The following is an 18,824-nucleotide window of genomic DNA, read 5'->3' as shown; positions in this document are numbered from 1 at the left end:
TTCAGATATTTTAAATAGACATTTAATGGATAAGCATACAACAGAGAATTATAAGTTCTGTCAACATAAAAAATGTGAGTTTTTTCCTTGTCACACTGTTAAGAATGAAGATGAGTTTAACTGCCTGTTTTGTTTTTGCCCCCTGTATATGCTAAAAGATAAGTGTGGAGGGAATTTTAAGTATACGAACGGCGTTAAAGACTGTAGCGATTGCTTATTGCCACATACCAAAGGCGCTTACCAGCATGTAATGAGCAAAATGGGCGAGGTTATTAAAATAGGGAGTTCACATGATTAAAACCAAGGCTTAGTATTGTTCGGTGATGATAACTATCTCAATAGATAAATACGCTTCTGAAAATGTTCTGTGTAATGATCCTAACATTACACAGATATGAGGCATTGCGTTATTTTTCTTTTGATGGCATTGCTGTTTAACACCAGTTTGTTCGCTAATGAGTTGTCGGCATCTCTATTAAAAACAATTAAGGCCACGGAGCAGAAGTATAGTGAGCGAAAGAGATATGATGAAGTCAAGGAGCAACGGATTGGCGAATTGAGAAGGCAATTGCAGGGGCATGGCGGAGAATTGGATAATATCCAGCGTTATACACTCAATAAGCAGCTATTCGCCGAGCTTTATTCTTATAAGAGTCAGGAGGCATTTAATATAGCTCTGAAGATGGAGCAGCAGGCTAAAAGGTTAAAGTCATCAGACAAGCAGGTAGAGGCCTTGTTGTGTAAGGCTGATGTATTGCTTTGTGCGGGTTTATTTAGTGAAGCTATTGAGGTGATTACTCAAGTTGATGAAATGCCTTCTGAAGCTCTCAGATTGTATTATTACAGTTTAATGACCCGGCTTTATGGCGATCTGCTGACTTACAATGATGTGCCGGCTTATCACGAAGAGTACAGGCAGTTAAATCATGCTTATGCCGATTCACTTTTGCAAGTAGCCAATGAAAGTTATGTTGACTACCAGCTGGTGAGAGCACTGAAGTTGATAGACTTGAATAGGGCTGAAGACGCACTTGACCAATGCAGGCTGTTTGTTGAGCAACCCAACACATCAGAACATGAAAAAGCAAAGATTTATTCCTGCATGGCCTGGGCCTGCTATCATCTTGAGGATTTGGAAGGGCAGGTTCATTACCTGTTGAATAGTATTGAGTCGGATATTCGCTCGTCAACATATGAAACGACTTCCGGCCGCTTGATGGCTCAATTATTACTGGAGAAAGGAGAAATTAAGCTCGCTCATCAGTTTTTGATAAGGGCTATTCAGGATGCTGAGTTTTACGGTGCCCGTCAACGTAAAGCTGAAATAACTCACATTGTGCCTATTATTGAGATGCAGCTTAAAGAGTTGCAGCAGATGCGAATGGTGGCTGTTTCGAGCATACTGATAATTGTAGTTATCAGCCTCATTGTAATCATCTATCTATGGATTAGGTTAGTGCTCAGGCATCGTGAAGTCAAAAGAGGACATGATAAAATAAATGAGCAAAACAGCTTATTGGCCACTCAAAATGAGCAGTTGATCGAATCAAATAAAATCAAGGAAGAATCACTCACAAACTATTTTGAGCTTAGTTCTGTGTATTTTCATGAAATGGAAAAAATGCAGGCAAAGATCAGAAGTTTACTGCTGCAGAAGAAATATGATGCTATTGCTGATTATCTGACAAAAAGTGGCCTCGGCGCAGACAAAGAGCAACTGTTTGAACGCTTTGATGCGCTATTCATCCGCTTATTTCCTACGTTTATTGAACGCGTAAATGCGGTATTGGAGCCAGCTTCACAGCTTGAGGTTACCACTCCTGTAACGCTTAGTGCTGAAATGCGTGTTTTTGCGCTTTCACGATTGGGAATTGATAGTGCCGAAAGAATCGCTTCTATTTTGGGGATTTCCAGAAACACGGTTTACACATACCGTAATCGGATTAAGTCCAGAGTAAAGGTGAATCCGGATGAGTTTGAACAGTATGTAATGTCTATTCCCTCCTTTTAATTGTAATTGTTATACGTCCCTATTTAGAATTGTGTTCGCTTAAATAAGCTAATGAGGGCTGTGGTTATACCAATGTGGTAGCATTTATCCTGTATTTGATCTGTATCTTGTAGTATCTAGCATTCACATTATTAGTGGATAAGAGTTTGTTTTGTCTGTACATTCATCTGTACTTTGTATCTGCTTATTTCATTCGTTTTGCATCGATGGTATTTTAGCATCATCGAATTACGATAGCTTGAGCTATCATAATTCGATTGCGATAGTCACACAAAATACATTATAAACATGAAGACAATCTTGAATATTTTAGCGGTTCTGATAATAGTTTTAGGACAGATGAGTTGCAGTCTACCTGACCAGTATAGCGTGGTTTCATCTCCCGATAATCAAATAAGCATTGGTTTTGATTTAAATGAAGGAAAGCCTTATTACCATGCTTTGTATAAGCAGGACACAATTATTTATCCTTCGCAATTAGGATTTGTTTTTAAAGAAATTCCTGCCCTTAATGAAGGTTTTAAGGTAATAAAAACACAGGTGAATGAGCATAATGCGACCTGGGAGCAACCGTGGGGCGAGAATAAGAAAGTTGAAGACCATTATCGGGAGCTTGTCGTTCAGCTACAGGAGCTTGTGGGTCAGAAGCGTTTGATGAATTTATATTTCAGAGCTTATAACGATGGTGTTGCATTCCGATACGAACTGCCGGAGCAAGAAAACATGGGTGACTTTGTGATCATGGATGAGCTGACGCAGTTTGATGTCAAAGGCAATCCGGACACCTGGTGGATTTGGGCTGACTACAATACTTACGAGAAATTATATCAGCAAACACCCATGGAAGAGGCATCGTGGGTGGCAACTCCTGTTACCATGAAAGGAGAACAAAACATTCATATAAGCATCCACGAAGCGGCCTTAACTGATTACGCCGGAATGACCCTTAAACAGAAGGTAAAAGGTGTTTACGAAGCTGAGCTGGTTCCCTGGGCCAATGGAGATAAGGTGCGTGGTTCGGCTCCCATGAAAACACCCTGGCGCACCATTCAGGTTAGTTCCAATGCAGCTGGTCTGGTGCAGAGTAATTTGATACTCAACCTGAATGAGCCCAGTCTTATTGAAGATACATCGTGGATTCGTCCGATGAAGTACATTGGAATTTGGTGGGGAATGCATTTAGGAACAGAAACCTGGTATCCGGGCCCAAGGCATGGGGCAACCACCGAAAACGCCATTAAGCATATTGATTTTGCTGCGGCCAATAATATTGAGGGACTTGTTATCGAAGGTTGGAATGATGGATGGGAAAACTGGGGTGCTAAAGATGCGTTTGATCACATTACTCCGGCCACTGATTTTGATTTTAAAAAGGTAGCGGCTTATGCCCGTGAGAAAGGCGTGATGCTTATTGGCCACCATGAGACAGGTGGAGATATCGAATCATACGAAAAATTTATGGAGGCGGCCTATAGGATGTGTCACGATCTGGGGATGCATGCGGTTAAAACAGGTTATGCGGGAGGAATTTATCCGCGTGGAGAGCACCACCATGGGCAGTTTATGGTACGTCATTATCGGAAAGTGGTTGAGTTAGCTGCCAAATACCAGATTATGTTGGATGTGCACGAGCCTATTAAGCCAACGGGGATTCGACGCACCTGGCCGAATATGATGACACGTGAAGGGGTGAGAGGCATGGAGTGGAATGCCTGGAGTGAAGGAAATCCGCCGTCGCACACTGTTACCATTCCATTCACAAGAGGACTGGGTGGTCCTACTGATTACACGCCTGGTACATTTGATTTGCTGTTTCAAAACGCCGGTGAGCGTGTGAAATGGAATGCAGAAGATATCGGCATGACACGCACGCACACAACACTGGCTAAACAATTGGCAAACTTTGTGATATTATATAGTCCGCTGCAAATGGCCAGCGATTTGCCTAAGAACTATGAGGGACATCCTGCATTTCAGTTCATTGCTGATTTTAATGCCGATAGTGATGAGTCGCATGTATTAAACGGAGAAGTGGGACAATACATTACCATTGCCCGAAGAAGCGGGGAGGAGTGGTACCTTGGAAGCGCTACTAATGAAGAAGCCAGAACGCTTAGTGTCAAATTGGATTTTCTGACGCCGGGATCGATATATACTGCGCAAATTTATAAAGATGCTGCTGAGGCGGACTGGGAAACAAATCCACAGGCATATGAGATTGTTCAAGAAGAAGTGACTGCTCAAACTGTTTTAACGCTAAAGTTGGCTGCCGGTGGTGGTCAAGCAATTCGACTGGTCAAAAAGTAACCTATTTTCCCTTGTGCAAACTCAAAGACAAATTTCAATGAAAAAAACTATAGGTATCTTTTTATTTTCTGTGCTCTGCTGTTTGCAAATGGCAGTTGCACAGCCTGGCTGGGAAATCAGCGCGAATAAAAAGAGCAATTATGTGCCCACCTGTGTGGCTAAACCGGATGTGGGATGTGGCGCGCGATGCGGCGGAGCTTGATGCCGAAATAACGGGTTCAGAAGACGGCTTAAAAATCTATTTCCCGCTCAATAAAGTAGCAGGCGTTAAGTTTGATGATGTTACAGGTAACTATAAAGGTGAGATGCGTGGCAATCATGGAATAAATAATAGTACCTGACCCATTGCGATATTAAGCCGTGATAATTCTGTCACGGCTTTTTTTAAATCTTTCTGTTTACCTGGTCTAACTCAATTGAAGGATGACAGCTATGGCGTAAGATTTATGGGACAAATTAATACGTCAACAATTTTGATTGACTTGATACAATAGAAAGAAATAGCAGCCGACTTTCTTTTTCATGCATCAGCTAAGCTCCACCAAAAAGTGATTTGGCAGCATCACATCGTATGCAACACTCAATATTATTCTAAAAAATTGATGGGATTGTAATTGACTTTGCCGATATTGCAGTAAGTTTAACTAATCAAACAAGTACCTATGAACGTGAGCTTTCTGGAGGCCGACTTCATAAACCCGGATGGTTTAATTCGCTTGCTGCTGCGCTTTGCATTTAATTTTCTTGTAACGCTTATTTTAGTCCGATTCCTCTATTATCAAAATGCCCGAAGAAAAGACTATCTCTTCACATTTCTACTCATTAGTACCATTGTTTTTTTACTGTGTACCCTACTTGATAATGTGAATCTTCAATTGGGCTTCGCTTTGGGGCTTTTTGCCATTTTCGGAATTATTCGTTACCGAACAACGCAGATTCCCATTAAGGAAATGACTTACCTGTTTATTACCATTGGTGTTTCAGTGATTAACGCGCTCAGTGGTGCTCAGGTGAGTGTAATGGAACTGGTAACTACTAACTTTCTGGTTATCGCAGTTACTTTTGGTTTAGAGCGTATGTGGCTGTTAAAGCATGAGTCCAGTAAATTGGTTATCTACGAAAAGATAGAACTGATCACGCCCGAACGGCATGAGGAAATGCTGGAAGATTTAAAGGAAAGAACCGGTTTGGATATTCATCGTGCAGAGATTGGTCGAATCAACTTCTTGCGAGATACGGCAGAAGTAATTGTATACTATTACAATTCTGAAGTGAGCAACGTTACAACCTACGATAGCCATGATGATGATGATTAGACCGGGCAGGGTATAAAAAAAACCGTCACTACTGACGGTTTTTTGGCTTATCGTGTTATCAGGTTGATGTCGTCCATTAATTTGTCTTTGTACGATTTTCCTATGGGGATAATCTTTGTGCCTCCTTCGTAGTTAATGATGACCGAATTATCTTCAATCACTTTTATTTTATTGATATTAACAATGAAGGAGCGGTGCACACGTACATATCTGTCAGGCGGCATTTTTTCAGATATGGCCTTCATGGTAAAGTGAATCGTAAACTTGTCCTTAAAGGTGTTTAGCACAACGTAGTTTTCAAGTGCTTCAATCCACAATATGTCATCGTATTTAACCCGCACTAGTGAGCTGTTGTTCTTAACGAAAATTTCATTGGACTCTTTCGTTACTGTTTCCTTTTCTTCAAATCGTTCACGGGCTCTTTTTACGGCTTTTATGAAGCGTCCGTATTGAACAGGTTTCAGGAGGTAGTCAGTGACGTTATATTCGTAGGAGTCGATTGCATATTTTTCTTGAGATGAGTACACGATAACCTGAGGCAGCTCATCCAATGATTTCAGAAAATCAATTCCGCTCATTTCAGGCATCTCAATATCTAAAAAGATTAAGTCAACCGGTTCAATCCCTTGTTTAGACAGGTAGTTAATGGCACTCACTGCACTATCAAAATTCCCCGCCAGATTCAAATCATCTGTTTTCTCAACAAATTCCTGTATGATTTTTGTTGAGAGTTTGTCATCATCAATAATAATGCAATTCATAGAATCAGATTTTCTTCAAAAATAAAAAAATATCGTCATTATCAGTTGTATCCCACGTAAATTTTTAACATTTAAAAGGCGGTATTGTTTCTTTTATTGAACTCAGTTATGAGTAGATCGCTCTTTTTTATGGATTTTTTTAGCCATTCCAGGTAGAGTTGCTTCACCTCTGCATCGGCCAGTTGCCATTCAATTTGGCTATTTTTCATGTGGTTGGCAGCGTGCTGTAAAGTAATGGCCGCACAAACAGAAATATTTAGGCTTTCAGAAAATCCGTACATGGGTATTTTCATAAATTCATCGGCTTCCTCCATCACTATGTCTGAAATTCCAGCTCGTTCGTTCCCAAATACGAAAGCCGTTTTTCCTTTGCTAAAATCGAATTTTTGTAGGTCAGTATCATTTCGATGAGGTGTGGTGGCCACAATTCGATAGCCATCCGCCTTGAGTTTTTGTAAGGCTGCCCTGCTGTTGTTCGTTTGTTCATTATAGCGGTGCAGGTGCAGCCATTTGGTGGCCCCCAATACGACCTGAGGGTTAATATTGAACGTGTTTTCGTTTTCAATAATATGAACATCCTGAATGCCAAAGCAATCGCAAGATCGCAACACGGCACTGGCGTTTTGAGTTTGATAAATGTTTTCTAATACCACCGTTACGTATCGGGTGCGTTGTTTAGCAACTTCTAATAATTGTTCTTTCCTTTCTTCAACGGTAAATTGCTCCAAAAAAGCCAACAGTTTGTCAATCATTTTTTTGTAGTGTAAGCAATGTAGTATGTTATAACAAAAAAAGAGAGTGCGAGTGCACTCTCTTGATATTTTACGGTTGTTTTCTCTTAGTTGATAGCATCGCTTAATTCGCTACCAGCTTTAAATTTAACAACTTTTTTAGCAGGAATTTCAATCTCCTTACCAGTTTGAGGGTTTCTACCAGTACGAGCGCTTCTTTCAGAAACACCGAAAGAACCAAAACCTACTAATGCAACACGACCGCCGTCTTTTAATGCATTACCAGTTACTTTAATAAACGCGTCTAACGCTTTTTTTGCATCAGCTTTTGTCAAATCTGCTTCGCCAGCAATTGCATCAATTAATTGAGCCTTGTTCATAATACTCCTTAATTTTAGGGTTGACTAATTTAATTCTTAAACTTTCCTCTACAAATATATAGTATTTCCAGTGTTTACCAAATGTTCAGCCAAAAAAGTGGATTAATTATGAGGCTTTTAAGAAGAGATATTATTGTTAATTGATTTTTTTTATTGCCGATGCCATTTTTTTTAACCTAAATGGTTGCTTGCTGCTGAAAAATGTATATATTTGCACCCGCATTTAAGGAAATGCCCGTTGAAAAACTGGAGAGATGGCAGAGTGGTCGAATGCGGCGGTCTTGAAAACCGTTGTACCGCGAGGTACCGGGGGTTCGAATCCCTCTCTCTCCGCTGAAAAGGAACTCACAATGTGGGTTCCTTTTTTTTATGCTAGTTTGCGAATAGAAAGGGCGGGATGTTCGATGATTTTTCAGTCTCCGTTGTTGGTTATTGAAAACATCTATTCAAAGATGGGAGTGCTTTCCTTGTAAGTTAATTTTGTCATCCTGTTAGAAAGGTGTTACTTTCATCTTGAAAATATTTATGGTTCATCATGACTAATAGTGATTTATCTCAATATAACAACGATTGGTACAATGAAGGAGCCGGTGCGGTAAAGCGCACTTTATGGTTTCTTGTTAATACTTTATTCCTAATCAATCCGTGCAATCCTTTTTCGGGGATTAAAGTATGGTTGTTGAAAATGTTTGGTGCAAAAATTGGCAAAGGCGTTGTGATTAAGCCTGGTGTAAATATAAAGTACCCCTGGAGGCTTGAAATAGGTGACTATAGCTGGATTGGCGAGCGTGTGTGGATTGATAATCTGGATACGGTCCGTATTGGAAAGCACTGCTGTTTATCACAGGAAGCATTTATACTAATAGGGAATCACAACTATAAAAAGCCAACATTTGATTTAATGATAGCACCGGTGGTGCTGGAAGACGGCGTTTGGTTGGGGGCGCGAAGTGTTATTACTGGTGGTGTAACATGTGGTACACACTCTGTTTTAAGCGTTAATAGTGTTGCATCTTCTTCATTAGAACCTTATGGAATTTACAGGGGCAATCCGGCCAGTAAGGTTAAAACCAGGATCATCGCCTAGGGGCATCACCTTGCAGCCAGCTCGGAAGTTTGGCTGGAGCTGGTTTTCTACCATAAAAAAAGTCGTCCATCTTAACTGCCCAGTATCTGAAGTTGGGAAAGTTACGGATACTCCAGCGCACTAGGTTGTGCAGTGGGTACCTGGGGTGTGAGTAAGGGCAGATACTCATGCAACGCCCGCAGTCGGTTCCGGCACTGCACCAATACGTGAAACATTTTTCTGAGTGAATTTGCCATCGATTAACCCCGTTAATACATTCTTTTTTGTCATCAGGGATGGCAGAAGCCGGACAATTGGCCGCACATTTCAGGCATTTGGCACAGAAGTCTTCAAAACTACTATCGTATATCCTTTCAGATACAGGCAGTGGCATGTCGGTTGTTACAACGCCCAGGCGCACTCTGGGGCCTAGCTCGGGCGTCATCAGTAAGCCCATTCGTCCAATTTCACCCAGATTAGCATCGCGGGCGACCAAAGGTGCCACAAGCTGGTAATTACCGTCAATATGTGCCCTGGCATTGAACCCGCAATTCCGAATAAATTGAGCAATTTGGGTCGCAATTATTCCTGCCTTCAGGTATTGTGTGGCCGACTCCATGGTAATGGAGCTTCTGGGAGCGGGTTCAACCATGTTATGATCCATCTCAACAGTAAAAGCAATGCCTGTTGGATGTTGGCTTTCTATTGCTTGGCCGTAGCGTTGGCCCCGACCACCTTGCGAATACCAGTGGTAGTCTTTCATCTTAGTGAATCCTATCGAGACAGCCCCTGACTGAATGGCCCAGTGTTGAATGAAGTGGGCAAATTTTTCAGGCGAAATAGGACAGATATCTTTGCCTGAAGGGCCTTCAACAGATGCGTGCAGGCCATCAACAATGTGAAAAAGGGCACTGCTGGCTTTGTAGGATAATTGGTTGAAGAAAGTGGACGAGGGGCTGAGCAACCCCGGCAATGTCCTGAATGCTTCATCTGGTGCGTGGTGTTCTGGAAACTCTTTGTAGTAGTTATGGTATCTTTCAGAGCCTGGGATTAGCTCATTTCGGGCAAACATGATGGTTCTTTCGTCTATTTTATCTTTTGGTATTTCTTCAGTCTGTTTTTTAAAAAGGTTCTTAGGTATGAAAAGATAAATGCCAATTAGAACAGATGCTGCGTCAAATGTTATTATGAACCAATTGAATTTTCCATGGAGAAGGCCAGGGAGAAAAATTAGAAGGCAAAACGGAAAAAACAGCAGTGAAGCTTTAAATGCGGCCTTGTGTTTTTTTTCCCGGATGCTGGTCCACAGCATTAATAGTAATAGGCAGCTTAGAGCAGTAGCAATTATACTCATCACTATTTGGAAATAATGCATCATGCTGTTTTGGATTTAGGGTTGAAAATAGAACAATTCTGCTACTTTACTTTTGCGAATGTGTGATGTTGCATGGTATTCATCTATGGAAAGCGTCTATCGAAAAGCTTTTCAAACTCCTCGCGGTCTGAATAAATCACGCCTCCCCCTGCAACGGTGGTCGATAAAGCGCCATTTTTGCAGCCTAACCGAATGGCTTCAGGTGTTGCTTGTCCTTCAATTTTACCCGCCAAAAAGCCGGCAGTAAAAGCGTCGCCCGCCCCAATGCAGTCAATAGGCGACTTATTCAAATAGCTGTTATATATAGTTGATGTGTTGGAATGATAGTGACACACACCCTTGCTGCCGCAGGTGTTGATAATATGGGTTGGACACATCTGAGTCAGGGTCTCGGCTGGCAGTTTGTTAGTCTGAAGCAGGAGTTCCAGTTCTTTTTCGTTCGGAAAGAAATAGTCAATGTAAGGCAGGAGTTCAAGCAGGTTGGTATCCCATTTTTCCATAACATCCCATTGGGGATCTAATGAGGTAACCGCCTTGTGAGCTTTGATTGCCTTAAAAAAATCTGTTAGCTGGTTTCTGAAATTAGGGAGGATATAAGGATTGGAAAGGTGAAAGAACCGTGTTGTGGCGACTAATTGCAGAGGAATGTCGCGCGGGTGTAATTGGGCCATAGCGCCCGCATAAGTAAGGTTAGCCCTGTCGTCATTTTGGCTCATCACCACAGTGCAGCCTGTCTGGTAGCCGTTTTTTTCAACCATGTAATCCGTATTCACTCCATTGGACTGGAGCAAGGCTTTAAACTGCTCACCAAAATCATCATGACCAATGGCTCCGATATAAGCTACCTTAGCTCCCAAAGCTGCCAGGTGGACAGCTGTAATGCCGGCCGAACTTCCCAGTTTTATATTAAAACTTTCAGCGATTACTTCCTCTCCAAATTTGGGTATTTTATCAAAATCGTTAAAAATCAGGTCGAGATTGCAGTCGCCCGTAATAAGGATGTCAAATTTGTTCATGTCGTTCGACTTTGTTAAATGGTCTTGATGTAGTCAACATTAACTGACTCAATCTTTTCAAATTTGTTTATTAGCTTTTCGGCCTCAGATTGTCGGCAGCTCATTTCAATGGCACATCTCAGGTTAAAGTCCTGTTGATGAATGTTTGGATTCTCTTCCTTTATTACTTTCATCACATCGTTCATCACCCCATAATCGAAGTTAATCCGATAATAATTATCAATGGTTTTTTCAATGATTTCACCATTGTTAATGGCATCGATAGTTGCCTCTTTGTAGGCACGTATCAGGCCACTGGTGCCCAGTTTTGTGCCGCCAAAATAGCGAATCACAACTATAAGTATGTTGGTTAACTCGTGCGATCGTATCTGCCCGAGTATGGGTTTACCTGCTGTTCCCGATGGCTCTCCGTCATCATTAGCCCGAAAGTTTTTGCCGTCAACTCCTAATTGCCAGGCAAAACAATGGTGTCGGGCATCGTAATACTTCTTTTTAAGCAGATCCACATGTTCTTTTATTTCCTCCTCATCCGCAACCGGATAGGCATAGGTAATAAACTTACTGCCTTTTTCTTTATAAATGCCCTCTGAAATATTTGCAAGTGTTTTGTAATTGTCTGGTAATGTCATTCTGTTGTTGCAATTCTTTTATTAGCCAGTGAAAATAGTAAAAAATAAAACAGGCATACAAAGTGTTCATTAATCATGAAGTTTTATTACTTTCGCATCAATGAGTAAAACTATCATGGGTGAGTGTAAGTGTTGTGGTTGGAAGGTTGTAGACTCATTACATGCAGATTTGTCTTTAATTTACTTAATGAGAAATACAGAAAAATAGCATCATGAAAATTAGAGTTGTTTTATTGGCTTTGGCTTTTTTTTATGATTTGGCAGGTGCACAGGAAAATGAAAAAAGCTCTGTAAATCTGTCAAACTGGTACGACAAAGTTAAGGTGAATGGTTATATGCAGTTGCGCTATAACGACCTGTATAAAACCAATCCCGAGATGGAAAACCCGCAGGGCGATAAAACTTATGGTGGTTACCATGGTTTTTCAATTCGTCGAATGCGTTTTAAAGTGAGTGGCCAGGTTCATCCACGTTTGTATTTCTATTTCCAGGCCGATTTTGCTTCGGATGGGAAAAATTTAGGACAGCTAAGAGATGCTTATTTCGATTACTTTTTAGACCCCGCCGGAGAATGGCGAATGAGAGGTGGCCAAAGTAAAATTCCATTTGGTTTTGAAAACCTGCAGTCTTCGCAAGTCAGGTTAGCCTTAGACCGCAACGACCCGCTCAATAGTGGGGTGAAAGACGAACGCGATATGAACATAGGTGTACACTATGCGCCAAAAGCCATTCGCGATCGGTTTAAAGCGATAAAAAACAAAGGCTTAAAAGGGTCGGGCGATTATGGAATGGCTTACGTAATGTTCTACAACGGACAGCGCGGTAATAGTTTAGTGCCCGATGAAAAGAAATTTCCGCATGTTGCCATGAGGTTGGCTTATCCCATTGAGTTGCAATCAGGGCAATATATGGAGTTTGGTGTACAAGGCTACACGGGGCAATATGTGATGACATCTGTTTCAGACGGGGTTGTTGTGCGTAACAATGATGGCACACTCACTAAGGACTTGGCCAAGAACCAGCTCTTTACAGATCAGCGTTTAGCCGGAACATTTGTGTATTATCCACAGCCATTTGGTTTTCAGGCTGAATACAACTTTGGGGTAGGACCCGAATTTGCTTATGATGCCGCAAATGATATTGGTTCGATAGGAAAGGAAAAGCTGCATGGCGGTTATGCGCAGCTCATGTATCGGATAAAGCATAAAAAGCAAGAAATTTTCCCGTTTGTAAAAGGGATGTATTACGATGGTGGCAAAAAGTTTGAGCTGGATGCCCGCAGTTACACCGTTAAAGAACTGGAGTTGGGAGTGGAGTGGCAGCCAATTAAGGCTTTTGAATTGGTGGCCATGTATGTGATTTCCGATCGCCGTTACGAAGATATGGCTAACCCGGTTAATCATCAAAATGGACAGTTACTGCGCCTGCAGCTGCAGGTTAATTATTAATAATTTTGGTGGAATGACGAATTGGTTTAGTCTGTTACTAATTGTAAGCCTGATAACCTTTGGTTGCCGGCCAGCCGCACAGGAACGTGTGCTTGCAGAAGTGAGTGCGGCCGACAAAATGGCTATTTTAAACCAGATGGAAGCCTCACGGCTGGGCTGGAATAAGGGCGACTTTGAACAGTATATGCAAGTTTACTGGCAGTCTGATTCGCTCTGTTTTATGGGGCTGAATAACCTAACCTATGGTTGGGATAATACGCTCAGAAATTATCAGAAGGGTTACCCGACTGCTGAACATAGAGGTGCGTTAACCTACTCTTTTAAGCGTTTCACACAATTGGCAGAAGGTTGTATTTTAGTCATCGGCAGCTTTCACCTGAAGCGCCAAATGGGAGATGCCGAAGGAAACTTTTCATTAATTTGGAAACAAATTGAAGGTCAGTGGCGAATTGTACTTGACCATACTTAAATTGAGAGAATTGTAAGTAATATAGTCAGAAAGAAGGGCTCTTCATCATCGGTATGAAGGGCCTTTTTTGTATCTTCGCACTAAAAGCACAAACAGAATGAGTAATTTCAAAGAAGATTTGATGAAGGTGAAGGCATTTGTCTTCGATGTGGATGGCGTTTTATCATCACAAATTATACCAATGCATCCCTCTGGGGAACCCATGCGAACAGCCAATATTAAAGATGGATTTGTTTTGCAGCTGGCGGTTAAATTAGGGTATCCGGTGGCCATCATATCTGGAGGAAATACTCAGCCAGTGCTAAAACGCTATCAGGGACTTGGTGTGCAGCATGTTTATCTGGGCGTATCGGATAAATGGCCGTGTTTTGAACAATGGATGCAGGAAACAGGCATCAGTGCCGAAGAGGTGATGTACATGGGGGACGATTTACCTGATTATCCGGTGATGAAGCGTGTAGGCGTTCCTGTATGTCCGGCCGATGCAGTGGAAGAAATTAAATCGTTGTGCAAATATATTTCTGACAGAAAAGGTGGAGAAGGAGCTGTGCGTGATGTGATGGAACAAGTATTGCGGGCACATGGCAAGTGGGCTTTAGATTATATTTGGTAAGCTAAGCCATATAAATATGTATTTTCTGAAACTCATAAGGTATAAAAACCTGGTAATGATTGGCGGCATGCAATACGCATTGCGCTACGGATTGATTTTACCAATTTTAAGTCATTTTGAGTTACAGCCGGTATTGTCTGATTTTCGTTTCGCTTTGGTCGTTTTATCGACCATCTTATTGGCCGCCTCAGGTTACATCATTAACGATTATTTTGATATCCGCATTGACCGGATTAATAAGCCGGATAAGGTATTGGTAGGGCGATACATCAGGCGGCGAACCGCCTTGTTTTGGCATGTATTGCTGACGATTGCCGGCATACTTTGCGGCTTATTTATTGCATATGTATCCCGTAAAGAAATCTATGCCCTGCTGTTTATTGGTACTCCGATGTTACTTTGGTATTACAGTACCACCTTTAAGCGACACATTGTTATTGGCAATCTGGTCATTTCATTTTTAACAGGTATTGTGGTGCTTTTGGTAGTGTCAGTTGAGTTTGCCATGCTCAGTAAAGTGCATGGCGAGGCAATTATTAGAACCGAAGCTTGCTCAATAGCCTGGTTCTGGACGAGTGGCTTCGCCATTTTTGCCTTCCTCACTAACTTTGTCAGAGAGATAATAAAAGACACTGAGGATGTAAAGGGAGACAAGGCAGTGGGCTGTAAAACATTGCCGATTGCTCTGGGCATTCCGCTTACAAAAACTTTTGTGTTAATCATCGAGGCGATATCATTATTGGCTATTTGGGGGTTGTATTTTTTTATTGATGCCTTTGAAAGAATCCCATTTGTATTGCCGTTTTTTATTATTGGCTTTACAATTCCCCATCTGGTGTTGGCTTATAAATGGGTAAGAGCTCGTTCTTCGGCCGATTATCACCAGGTCAGTAACATTAGCAAGCTTATTATTTTGCTGGGTGTTTTATTTATACTGCTGGCTGGTCAGATGTTTTAAAACACATCCCTTATCTTACAGAACTTTTTCAGGCCCACAAGCCTGTAATTATTTTATATTTGCGTTTCGCATTGTAAATCATAGATTATAATAGTTGCTCAGTACATGAATAGCTACAAAATAATATTGGCGTCTCAATCGCCACGTCGGAAAGAATTGTTGTCACAAATTAATATCCCGTTTGAAGTTCTGGTCAAAGAAGATGTAGAGGAAATATTCCCTGCGGATATGCCGGCACAGGAGGTGCCTGTTTTTTTGGCTAAACAAAAAGCGCTGCCATACAGTAGCGATTGTAAAACCGATGATGTACTGGTTATTACTGCGGATACCATTGTGTGCTGCGATGAGCATATTTTAGGGAAGCCGGCCGATAAGGCCGAGGCAGTCAGGATGTTGCAGATGCTGTCGGGGCGAGAGCACGAAGTGATTACGGGAGTGGCCTTAACAAGTGGGAATAAGCAGAAAACCTTCACGGTGTCAACAAAAGTGTTTTTTAAGGCCTTAGCGCCCGATGAAATTGATTACTATATTGAGCACTATCGCCCGTTTGATAAGGCCGGAGCTTACGGCATTCAGGAGTGGATTGGCATGGTGGGTATTGAGCGTATCGAAGGCTCATACTTCAATGTGGTGGGCTTACCCGTGCAGCGTTTATACACAGAGTTAAAGAATTTCTAAAAATCCAATAAATCAACAAGAAATGGTAAAAAGAATAGTATTAACATTAGCAGTGGCATTGTTCTTACAATCCTTTGCCCGTGCTGATGAAGGCATGTGGATTCCAATGTTGTTAAAAAAGTACAACATTGAGCAGATGCAGGAAATGGGCTTTAAGCTCAGTGCCGAAGATGTGTACAGTGTTAACCAGGCTTGCTTAAAAGATGCGGTGGTAATTTTCGGACGGGGATGTACTGGTGAATTAATTTCAGATAAGGGATTACTGGTCACCAATCATCACTGCGGTTACGGTCAAATTCAGTACCACAGTTCTGTGGAGAATGATTACCTGACTAATGGTTTCTGGGCAATGTCGCCTGAAGAAGAGTTGGTTAATCCGGATTTAACAGTCACTTTCCTGAAGCGCATGGAAGATGTGACAGAGCGTGTGATGGAAGGGGTCAATGAGGAGATGAAAGCTGGTGAGCGTGATAAAATCATTGCTGCCAACATTAAAGCAATCAAAGAGGAAGCCATTAAAGACACACACTACACGGCCGTGTTAAAGCCTTTCTTCAGCGGCAATCAGTATTTTTTGTTTATCAATGAGGTATTTAAAGATGTGCGTTTGGTAGGAGCGCCTCCTTCGGCAATTGGAAAGTTCGGTGGTGATACCGATAACTGGATGTGGCCACGTCATACAGGCGACTTCTCAATGTTTCGTATCTATGCCGATAAGGACAATAAGCCTGCTGAATACTCTCAGGATAACGTGCCTTATAAACCGGCTAAGCATTTCCCGGTATCGCTGAAAGGGGTTAACGAGGGCGACTTTACCATGGTATTTGGCTACCCTGGCAGCACCTATCAGTATGTGCCTTCTTATCATTTAGAGATGCTAACAGAAACGGTTAATCCTAAACTGATAGATGTGCGCACCGAAAAACTGAACATCATGAACCGTTACCAGGAAGCGGATCCGGCTGTTCGTATCAAGTATGCTGCTAAGAATGCACGTATTTCCAATAGCTGGAAACGCTGGATTGGCGAAAACAGAGGTCTGGAAATTTTGGATGCCATCAGTAAAAAACAGCAGTACGAGGCTGAGTTTAATAAATGGGCAAAGTCCCAGGCACCTCAGTATGCCAATTTACTGGCGCGCTATAAAGAGGTCTATAAAAATTACACCAACTACAACCTGACTTATGGCTACTATCGCGAGATGATTCCTTCCAACGGCATAGAACTGGCCAATCTGGCTGGTAAAATGGATGCCCTAAAGGCGCTTTACGAAGCCGAAGAAGTGGATGAGGAAGTGGCCAAAGCATTGAAAAAGGAGTTGATTGGGCAGGCAGAGCTGTTTTTTAAAAATTACTACCAGCCGCTTGACCAGGAAATGTCGGCTAAACTGCTGAGCATGTATGCCGAAAATATTGAGGCCGCTTTTCAGCCTGATGTGTATGCATTGATTAATGGTAAATACAAAGGCAACATTAAAAAATATGTGGATCATCTTTTTGCAAAAAGTAGATTCGACTCAAAAGAAGAGGTGATTGCCTTTATTGATGGTTTTTCTGCTAAGTCGATTAAAGCCCTGGAAAAGGACCCTGCTTACCAACTGAACAAAAGCTTCGTAAGCGTTTATCGTGATAAAGTAGCCCCTCAGCGTAAAAAGTATAAGAGCGAATTGGCCGACCTGGATAAAGCTTACATGGCGGCACAAATGCAGTTTGAGCCTAACGAGGTATTTTATCCCGATGCCAACTTCACCTTGCGCGTGTCGTATGGACAGGTGAAAGGCTACACGGCGCGAGATGCTGTATACTACAAGCATTTTACCACATTAGAAGGCATTATGGAGAAGGATAATCCGGATATTTATGACTACCGTGTGCCGGCAAAATTGAAAGAGCTCTATAAGAATAAGGACTATGGCCGTTATGAGGTAGATGGTACTGTGCCGGTTTGTTTTGTGGCAACTAACCACACGACAGGTGGTAACTCGGGTAGCCCGGTGTTAAATGCCGAAGGCCACTTAATTGGTATCAACTTCGACCGTGCCTGGGAAGGAGTGATGAGCGACTTAATGTTCAATCCGGAACAGTGTCGTAACATTTCGTTAGACATGCGTTACGTGCTGTTTATTGTAGATAAAATGGCAGGAGCGAGTTACCTGTTAGATGAAATGACTATTATCGAATAAGTTATTTACTTGATAGAGTGAAAGGCCATCGTGTTTGCGATGGCCTTTTTTTGCGTGTGCCGTGCATGGTAAATTACTAGATGGTGCAAGTCCATTGTGGGGGTTTGTAGTAGCCAACCACTAGCTTAAGGCAAGGGTGCTTATCGTGAGGTATAACCTGAAGATTATTTGCGATTGAATAATGAGCAAATACCCGGCAAATTTCCGACCCAAGGAACACGAACATTATCAGGCATATCCGTTTGGATGAGTTTGCGCAACAAAACGAAGTCCAAATACTACACGGGCAATGGAGTGTAAATGATGTGGGTACATGGAATGAAAGTAATTAGCCTTACCACGGGAGGTCTCACAAACGTGTTGAAACAAAAGTATGAAACACGGTCGAAAAAGGTTTGTTGTGAGAAGTCAGCAGAGGTCATAGTACCTCGTTTTTTTAAAAAAAAAACGAGAGAAGGACTGAACTTCAATCGGTAGTATTAATGACTGTTACCAAATGAAAGGATTAGAACAGAAAATATCGAAAGATACCTCTTTGCAGGAGGTAGGTGCGGAACACCGAGGCAGTGCAAAAGGGTTTACTTCTATTTGGATAACTGAAAACAATACTGTAGTACTCCCCGAGGAAGATGGTCTGTTAGGTCAGGTTTTGAACCCTTATAACCTTAACAGGGCTTATTTGTAAGTCTGTAGGAATAAAGGGAGTTGATGGAATTAAAAAGTTAAGGGGGTTGCTTGAGTGGCAGCCCTTGCTGCACGTTGATAATGCCGGCTTGAATAGTCGCTTTTTGAAAAGTATCAAGACACTTTTTGAAAAGCATCAAGACATTTTTTGAGAAGTATCAAGACACTTTTTGGCGAACTTCTAATAGTCCGATTCTTGC

The 18,824-nt window shown here is 41.8% G+C and carries 19 protein-coding genes and 1 tRNA gene; 14 read left to right on the top strand and 6 right to left on the bottom strand.

Annotated elements, in window-relative coordinates:
* Positions 1-25: 25 nt before the first annotated feature.
* The 5 genes from ACSX1H_RS18320 to ACSX1H_RS18300 all read left to right on the top strand — a co-directional run bounded on the left by ACSX1H_RS18320 (position 26) and on the right by ACSX1H_RS18300 (position 5,634).
* Positions 26-298 carry a cysteine-rich small domain-containing protein gene (locus ACSX1H_RS18320; RefSeq protein ID WP_439185702.1) on the top strand — a complete coding sequence of 91 codons (273 nt, stop codon included), beginning with the start codon at positions 26-28 and terminating at the stop codon, positions 296-298.
* A 96-nt stretch (positions 299-394) separates the two neighbouring features.
* Positions 395-2,011, top strand: a complete 1,617-nt coding sequence (locus ACSX1H_RS18315) for a SusR-related protein (protein ID WP_439185701.1) — start codon at positions 395-397, stop codon at positions 2,009-2,011.
* 288 nt (positions 2,012-2,299) lie between these two features.
* Entirely contained in the window at positions 2,300-4,318 is a 2,019-nt protein-coding gene (locus tag ACSX1H_RS18310) for a glycoside hydrolase family 97 protein (protein ID WP_439185700.1), read from the top strand.
* A gap of 140 nt (positions 4,319-4,458) precedes the next feature.
* The gene (locus ACSX1H_RS18305; protein ID WP_439185699.1) at positions 4,459-4,659 is read left to right on the top strand and encodes a hypothetical protein; all 201 of its coding nucleotides are present in this window, start codon (positions 4,459-4,461) and stop codon (positions 4,657-4,659) included.
* A gap of 321 nt (positions 4,660-4,980) precedes the next feature.
* Positions 4,981-5,634, top strand: coding sequence for a DUF4956 domain-containing protein (locus tag ACSX1H_RS18300; protein WP_439185698.1), 654 nt, complete (start codon positions 4,981-4,983; stop codon positions 5,632-5,634).
* Positions 5,635-5,681: 47 nt separating this feature from the next.
* On the opposite strand, the gene ACSX1H_RS18295 is transcribed toward ACSX1H_RS18300, so the two are convergent.
* The 3 genes from ACSX1H_RS18295 to ACSX1H_RS18285 all read right to left on the bottom strand — a co-directional run bounded on the left by ACSX1H_RS18295 (position 5,682) and on the right by ACSX1H_RS18285 (position 7,506).
* The gene (locus ACSX1H_RS18295) at positions 5,682-6,395 is read right to left on the bottom strand and encodes a LytR/AlgR family response regulator transcription factor (protein ID WP_439185697.1); all 714 of its coding nucleotides are present in this window, start codon (positions 6,393-6,395) and stop codon (positions 5,682-5,684) included.
* 71 nt (positions 6,396-6,466) lie between these two features.
* Complete coding sequence (locus ACSX1H_RS18290; protein WP_439185696.1) at positions 6,467-7,147, bottom strand: TrmH family RNA methyltransferase; 681 nt, start codon at positions 7,145-7,147, stop codon at positions 6,467-6,469.
* An 86-nt stretch (positions 7,148-7,233) separates the two neighbouring features.
* Complete coding sequence (locus ACSX1H_RS18285; RefSeq protein WP_439185695.1) at positions 7,234-7,506, bottom strand: HU family DNA-binding protein; 273 nt, start codon at positions 7,504-7,506, stop codon at positions 7,234-7,236.
* Between the two features lie 248 nt (positions 7,507-7,754).
* On the opposite strand from ACSX1H_RS18285, the gene ACSX1H_RS18280 reads away from it, so the two are divergent.
* Positions 7,755-7,839 (top strand) — tRNA-Ser (locus ACSX1H_RS18280).
* A 202-nt stretch (positions 7,840-8,041) separates the two neighbouring features.
* A complete protein-coding gene (locus tag ACSX1H_RS18275; RefSeq protein WP_439185694.1) occupies positions 8,042-8,593 on the top strand; it encodes a WcaF family extracellular polysaccharide biosynthesis acetyltransferase in 552 nt (183 codons plus the stop codon).
* On the opposite strand, the gene ACSX1H_RS18270 is transcribed toward ACSX1H_RS18275, so the two are convergent.
* The 3 genes from ACSX1H_RS18270 to ACSX1H_RS18260 all read right to left on the bottom strand — a co-directional run bounded on the left by ACSX1H_RS18270 (position 8,583) and on the right by ACSX1H_RS18260 (position 11,592).
* Entirely contained in the window at positions 8,583-9,950 is a 1,368-nt protein-coding gene (locus ACSX1H_RS18270) for a hypothetical protein (protein ID WP_439185693.1), read from the bottom strand. The two genes, ACSX1H_RS18275 and ACSX1H_RS18270, sit on opposite strands and share 11 nt — an antisense overlap.
* 80 nt (positions 9,951-10,030) lie before the next feature.
* Positions 10,031-10,963 carry a carbohydrate kinase family protein gene (locus ACSX1H_RS18265; protein WP_439185692.1) on the bottom strand — a complete coding sequence of 311 codons (933 nt, stop codon included), beginning with the start codon at positions 10,961-10,963 and terminating at the stop codon, positions 10,031-10,033.
* Positions 10,964-10,977: 14 nt separating this feature from the next.
* Positions 10,978-11,592: an IMPACT family protein gene (locus ACSX1H_RS18260; protein WP_439185691.1), complete on the bottom strand. Its 615-nt coding sequence runs from the start codon at positions 11,590-11,592 to the stop codon at positions 10,978-10,980.
* Positions 11,593-11,804: 212 nt separating this feature from the next.
* Between ACSX1H_RS18260 and ACSX1H_RS18255 the strand changes: the two genes are divergently transcribed.
* The 7 genes from ACSX1H_RS18255 (at position 11,805) to ACSX1H_RS18225 (ending at position 18,625) form a co-directional block, all read left to right on the top strand.
* Positions 11,805-13,040, top strand: coding sequence for a porin (locus tag ACSX1H_RS18255; RefSeq protein WP_439185690.1), 1,236 nt, complete (start codon positions 11,805-11,807; stop codon positions 13,038-13,040).
* 13 nt (positions 13,041-13,053) lie between these two features.
* Complete coding sequence (locus ACSX1H_RS18250; protein WP_439185689.1) at positions 13,054-13,509, top strand: YybH family protein; 456 nt, start codon at positions 13,054-13,056, stop codon at positions 13,507-13,509.
* A gap of 97 nt (positions 13,510-13,606) precedes the next feature.
* Positions 13,607-14,122: a KdsC family phosphatase gene (locus ACSX1H_RS18245; RefSeq protein WP_439185688.1), complete on the top strand. Its 516-nt coding sequence runs from the start codon at positions 13,607-13,609 to the stop codon at positions 14,120-14,122.
* A gap of 16 nt (positions 14,123-14,138) precedes the next feature.
* Positions 14,139-15,080, top strand: a complete 942-nt coding sequence (locus ACSX1H_RS18240) for a geranylgeranylglycerol-phosphate geranylgeranyltransferase (RefSeq protein ID WP_439185687.1) — start codon at positions 14,139-14,141, stop codon at positions 15,078-15,080.
* A gap of 105 nt (positions 15,081-15,185) precedes the next feature.
* A complete protein-coding gene (locus tag ACSX1H_RS18235; RefSeq protein ID WP_439185686.1) occupies positions 15,186-15,758 on the top strand; it encodes a Maf-like protein in 573 nt (190 codons plus the stop codon).
* A 22-nt stretch (positions 15,759-15,780) separates the two neighbouring features.
* Complete coding sequence (locus ACSX1H_RS18230; RefSeq protein ID WP_439185685.1) at positions 15,781-17,940, top strand: S46 family peptidase; 2,160 nt, start codon at positions 15,781-15,783, stop codon at positions 17,938-17,940.
* A gap of 496 nt (positions 17,941-18,436) precedes the next feature.
* Positions 18,437-18,625 carry a hypothetical protein gene (locus ACSX1H_RS18225; protein WP_439185684.1) on the top strand — a complete coding sequence of 63 codons (189 nt, stop codon included), beginning with the start codon at positions 18,437-18,439 and terminating at the stop codon, positions 18,623-18,625.
* Positions 18,626-18,824 lie beyond the last annotated feature (199 nt).

Source organism: Carboxylicivirga taeanensis (genome assembly GCF_051851475.1).
Lineage (GTDB): Bacteria > Bacteroidota > Bacteroidia > Bacteroidales > Marinilabiliaceae > Carboxylicivirga > Carboxylicivirga taeanensis.
Note: the sequence above shows the minus strand (reverse complement) of the source record. Positions and strands in the feature narration are given on the sequence as shown.

Excerpts from the sequence above, each read along its gene's own strand:
- ACSX1H_RS18320 (WP_439185702.1), top strand. The coding sequence starts at position 26 with ATGGATAAGCATACAACAGAGAATTATAAGTTCTGTCAACATAAAAAA.
- ACSX1H_RS18315 (WP_439185701.1), top strand. The coding sequence starts at position 395 with ATGAGGCATTGCGTTATTTTTCTTTTGATGGCATTGCTGTTTAACACC.
- ACSX1H_RS18310 (WP_439185700.1), top strand. The coding sequence starts at position 2,300 with ATGAAGACAATCTTGAATATTTTAGCGGTTCTGATAATAGTTTTAGGA.
- ACSX1H_RS18305 (WP_439185699.1), top strand. The coding sequence starts at position 4,459 with ATGTGCCCACCTGTGTGGCTAAACCGGATGTGGGATGTGGCGCGCGAT.
- ACSX1H_RS18300 (WP_439185698.1), top strand. The coding sequence starts at position 4,981 with ATGAACGTGAGCTTTCTGGAGGCCGACTTCATAAACCCGGATGGTTTA.
- ACSX1H_RS18295 (WP_439185697.1), bottom strand. The coding sequence starts at position 6,395 with ATGAATTGCATTATTATTGATGATGACAAACTCTCAACAAAAATCATA.
- ACSX1H_RS18290 (WP_439185696.1), bottom strand. The coding sequence starts at position 7,147 with ATGATTGACAAACTGTTGGCTTTTTTGGAGCAATTTACCGTTGAAGAA.
- ACSX1H_RS18285 (WP_439185695.1), bottom strand. The coding sequence starts at position 7,506 with ATGAACAAGGCTCAATTAATTGATGCAATTGCTGGCGAAGCAGATTTG.
- ACSX1H_RS18275 (WP_439185694.1), top strand. The coding sequence starts at position 8,042 with ATGACTAATAGTGATTTATCTCAATATAACAACGATTGGTACAATGAA.
- ACSX1H_RS18270 (WP_439185693.1), bottom strand. The coding sequence starts at position 9,950 with ATGATGCATTATTTCCAAATAGTGATGAGTATAATTGCTACTGCTCTA.
- ACSX1H_RS18265 (WP_439185692.1), bottom strand. The coding sequence starts at position 10,963 with ATGAACAAATTTGACATCCTTATTACGGGCGACTGCAATCTCGACCTG.
- ACSX1H_RS18260 (WP_439185691.1), bottom strand. The coding sequence starts at position 11,592 with ATGACATTACCAGACAATTACAAAACACTTGCAAATATTTCAGAGGGC.
- ACSX1H_RS18255 (WP_439185690.1), top strand. The coding sequence starts at position 11,805 with ATGAAAATTAGAGTTGTTTTATTGGCTTTGGCTTTTTTTTATGATTTG.
- ACSX1H_RS18250 (WP_439185689.1), top strand. The coding sequence starts at position 13,054 with ATGACGAATTGGTTTAGTCTGTTACTAATTGTAAGCCTGATAACCTTT.
- ACSX1H_RS18245 (WP_439185688.1), top strand. The coding sequence starts at position 13,607 with ATGAGTAATTTCAAAGAAGATTTGATGAAGGTGAAGGCATTTGTCTTC.
- ACSX1H_RS18240 (WP_439185687.1), top strand. The coding sequence starts at position 14,139 with ATGTATTTTCTGAAACTCATAAGGTATAAAAACCTGGTAATGATTGGC.
- ACSX1H_RS18235 (WP_439185686.1), top strand. The coding sequence starts at position 15,186 with ATGAATAGCTACAAAATAATATTGGCGTCTCAATCGCCACGTCGGAAA.
- ACSX1H_RS18230 (WP_439185685.1), top strand. The coding sequence starts at position 15,781 with ATGGTAAAAAGAATAGTATTAACATTAGCAGTGGCATTGTTCTTACAA.
- ACSX1H_RS18225 (WP_439185684.1), top strand. The coding sequence starts at position 18,437 with ATGAAAGGATTAGAACAGAAAATATCGAAAGATACCTCTTTGCAGGAG.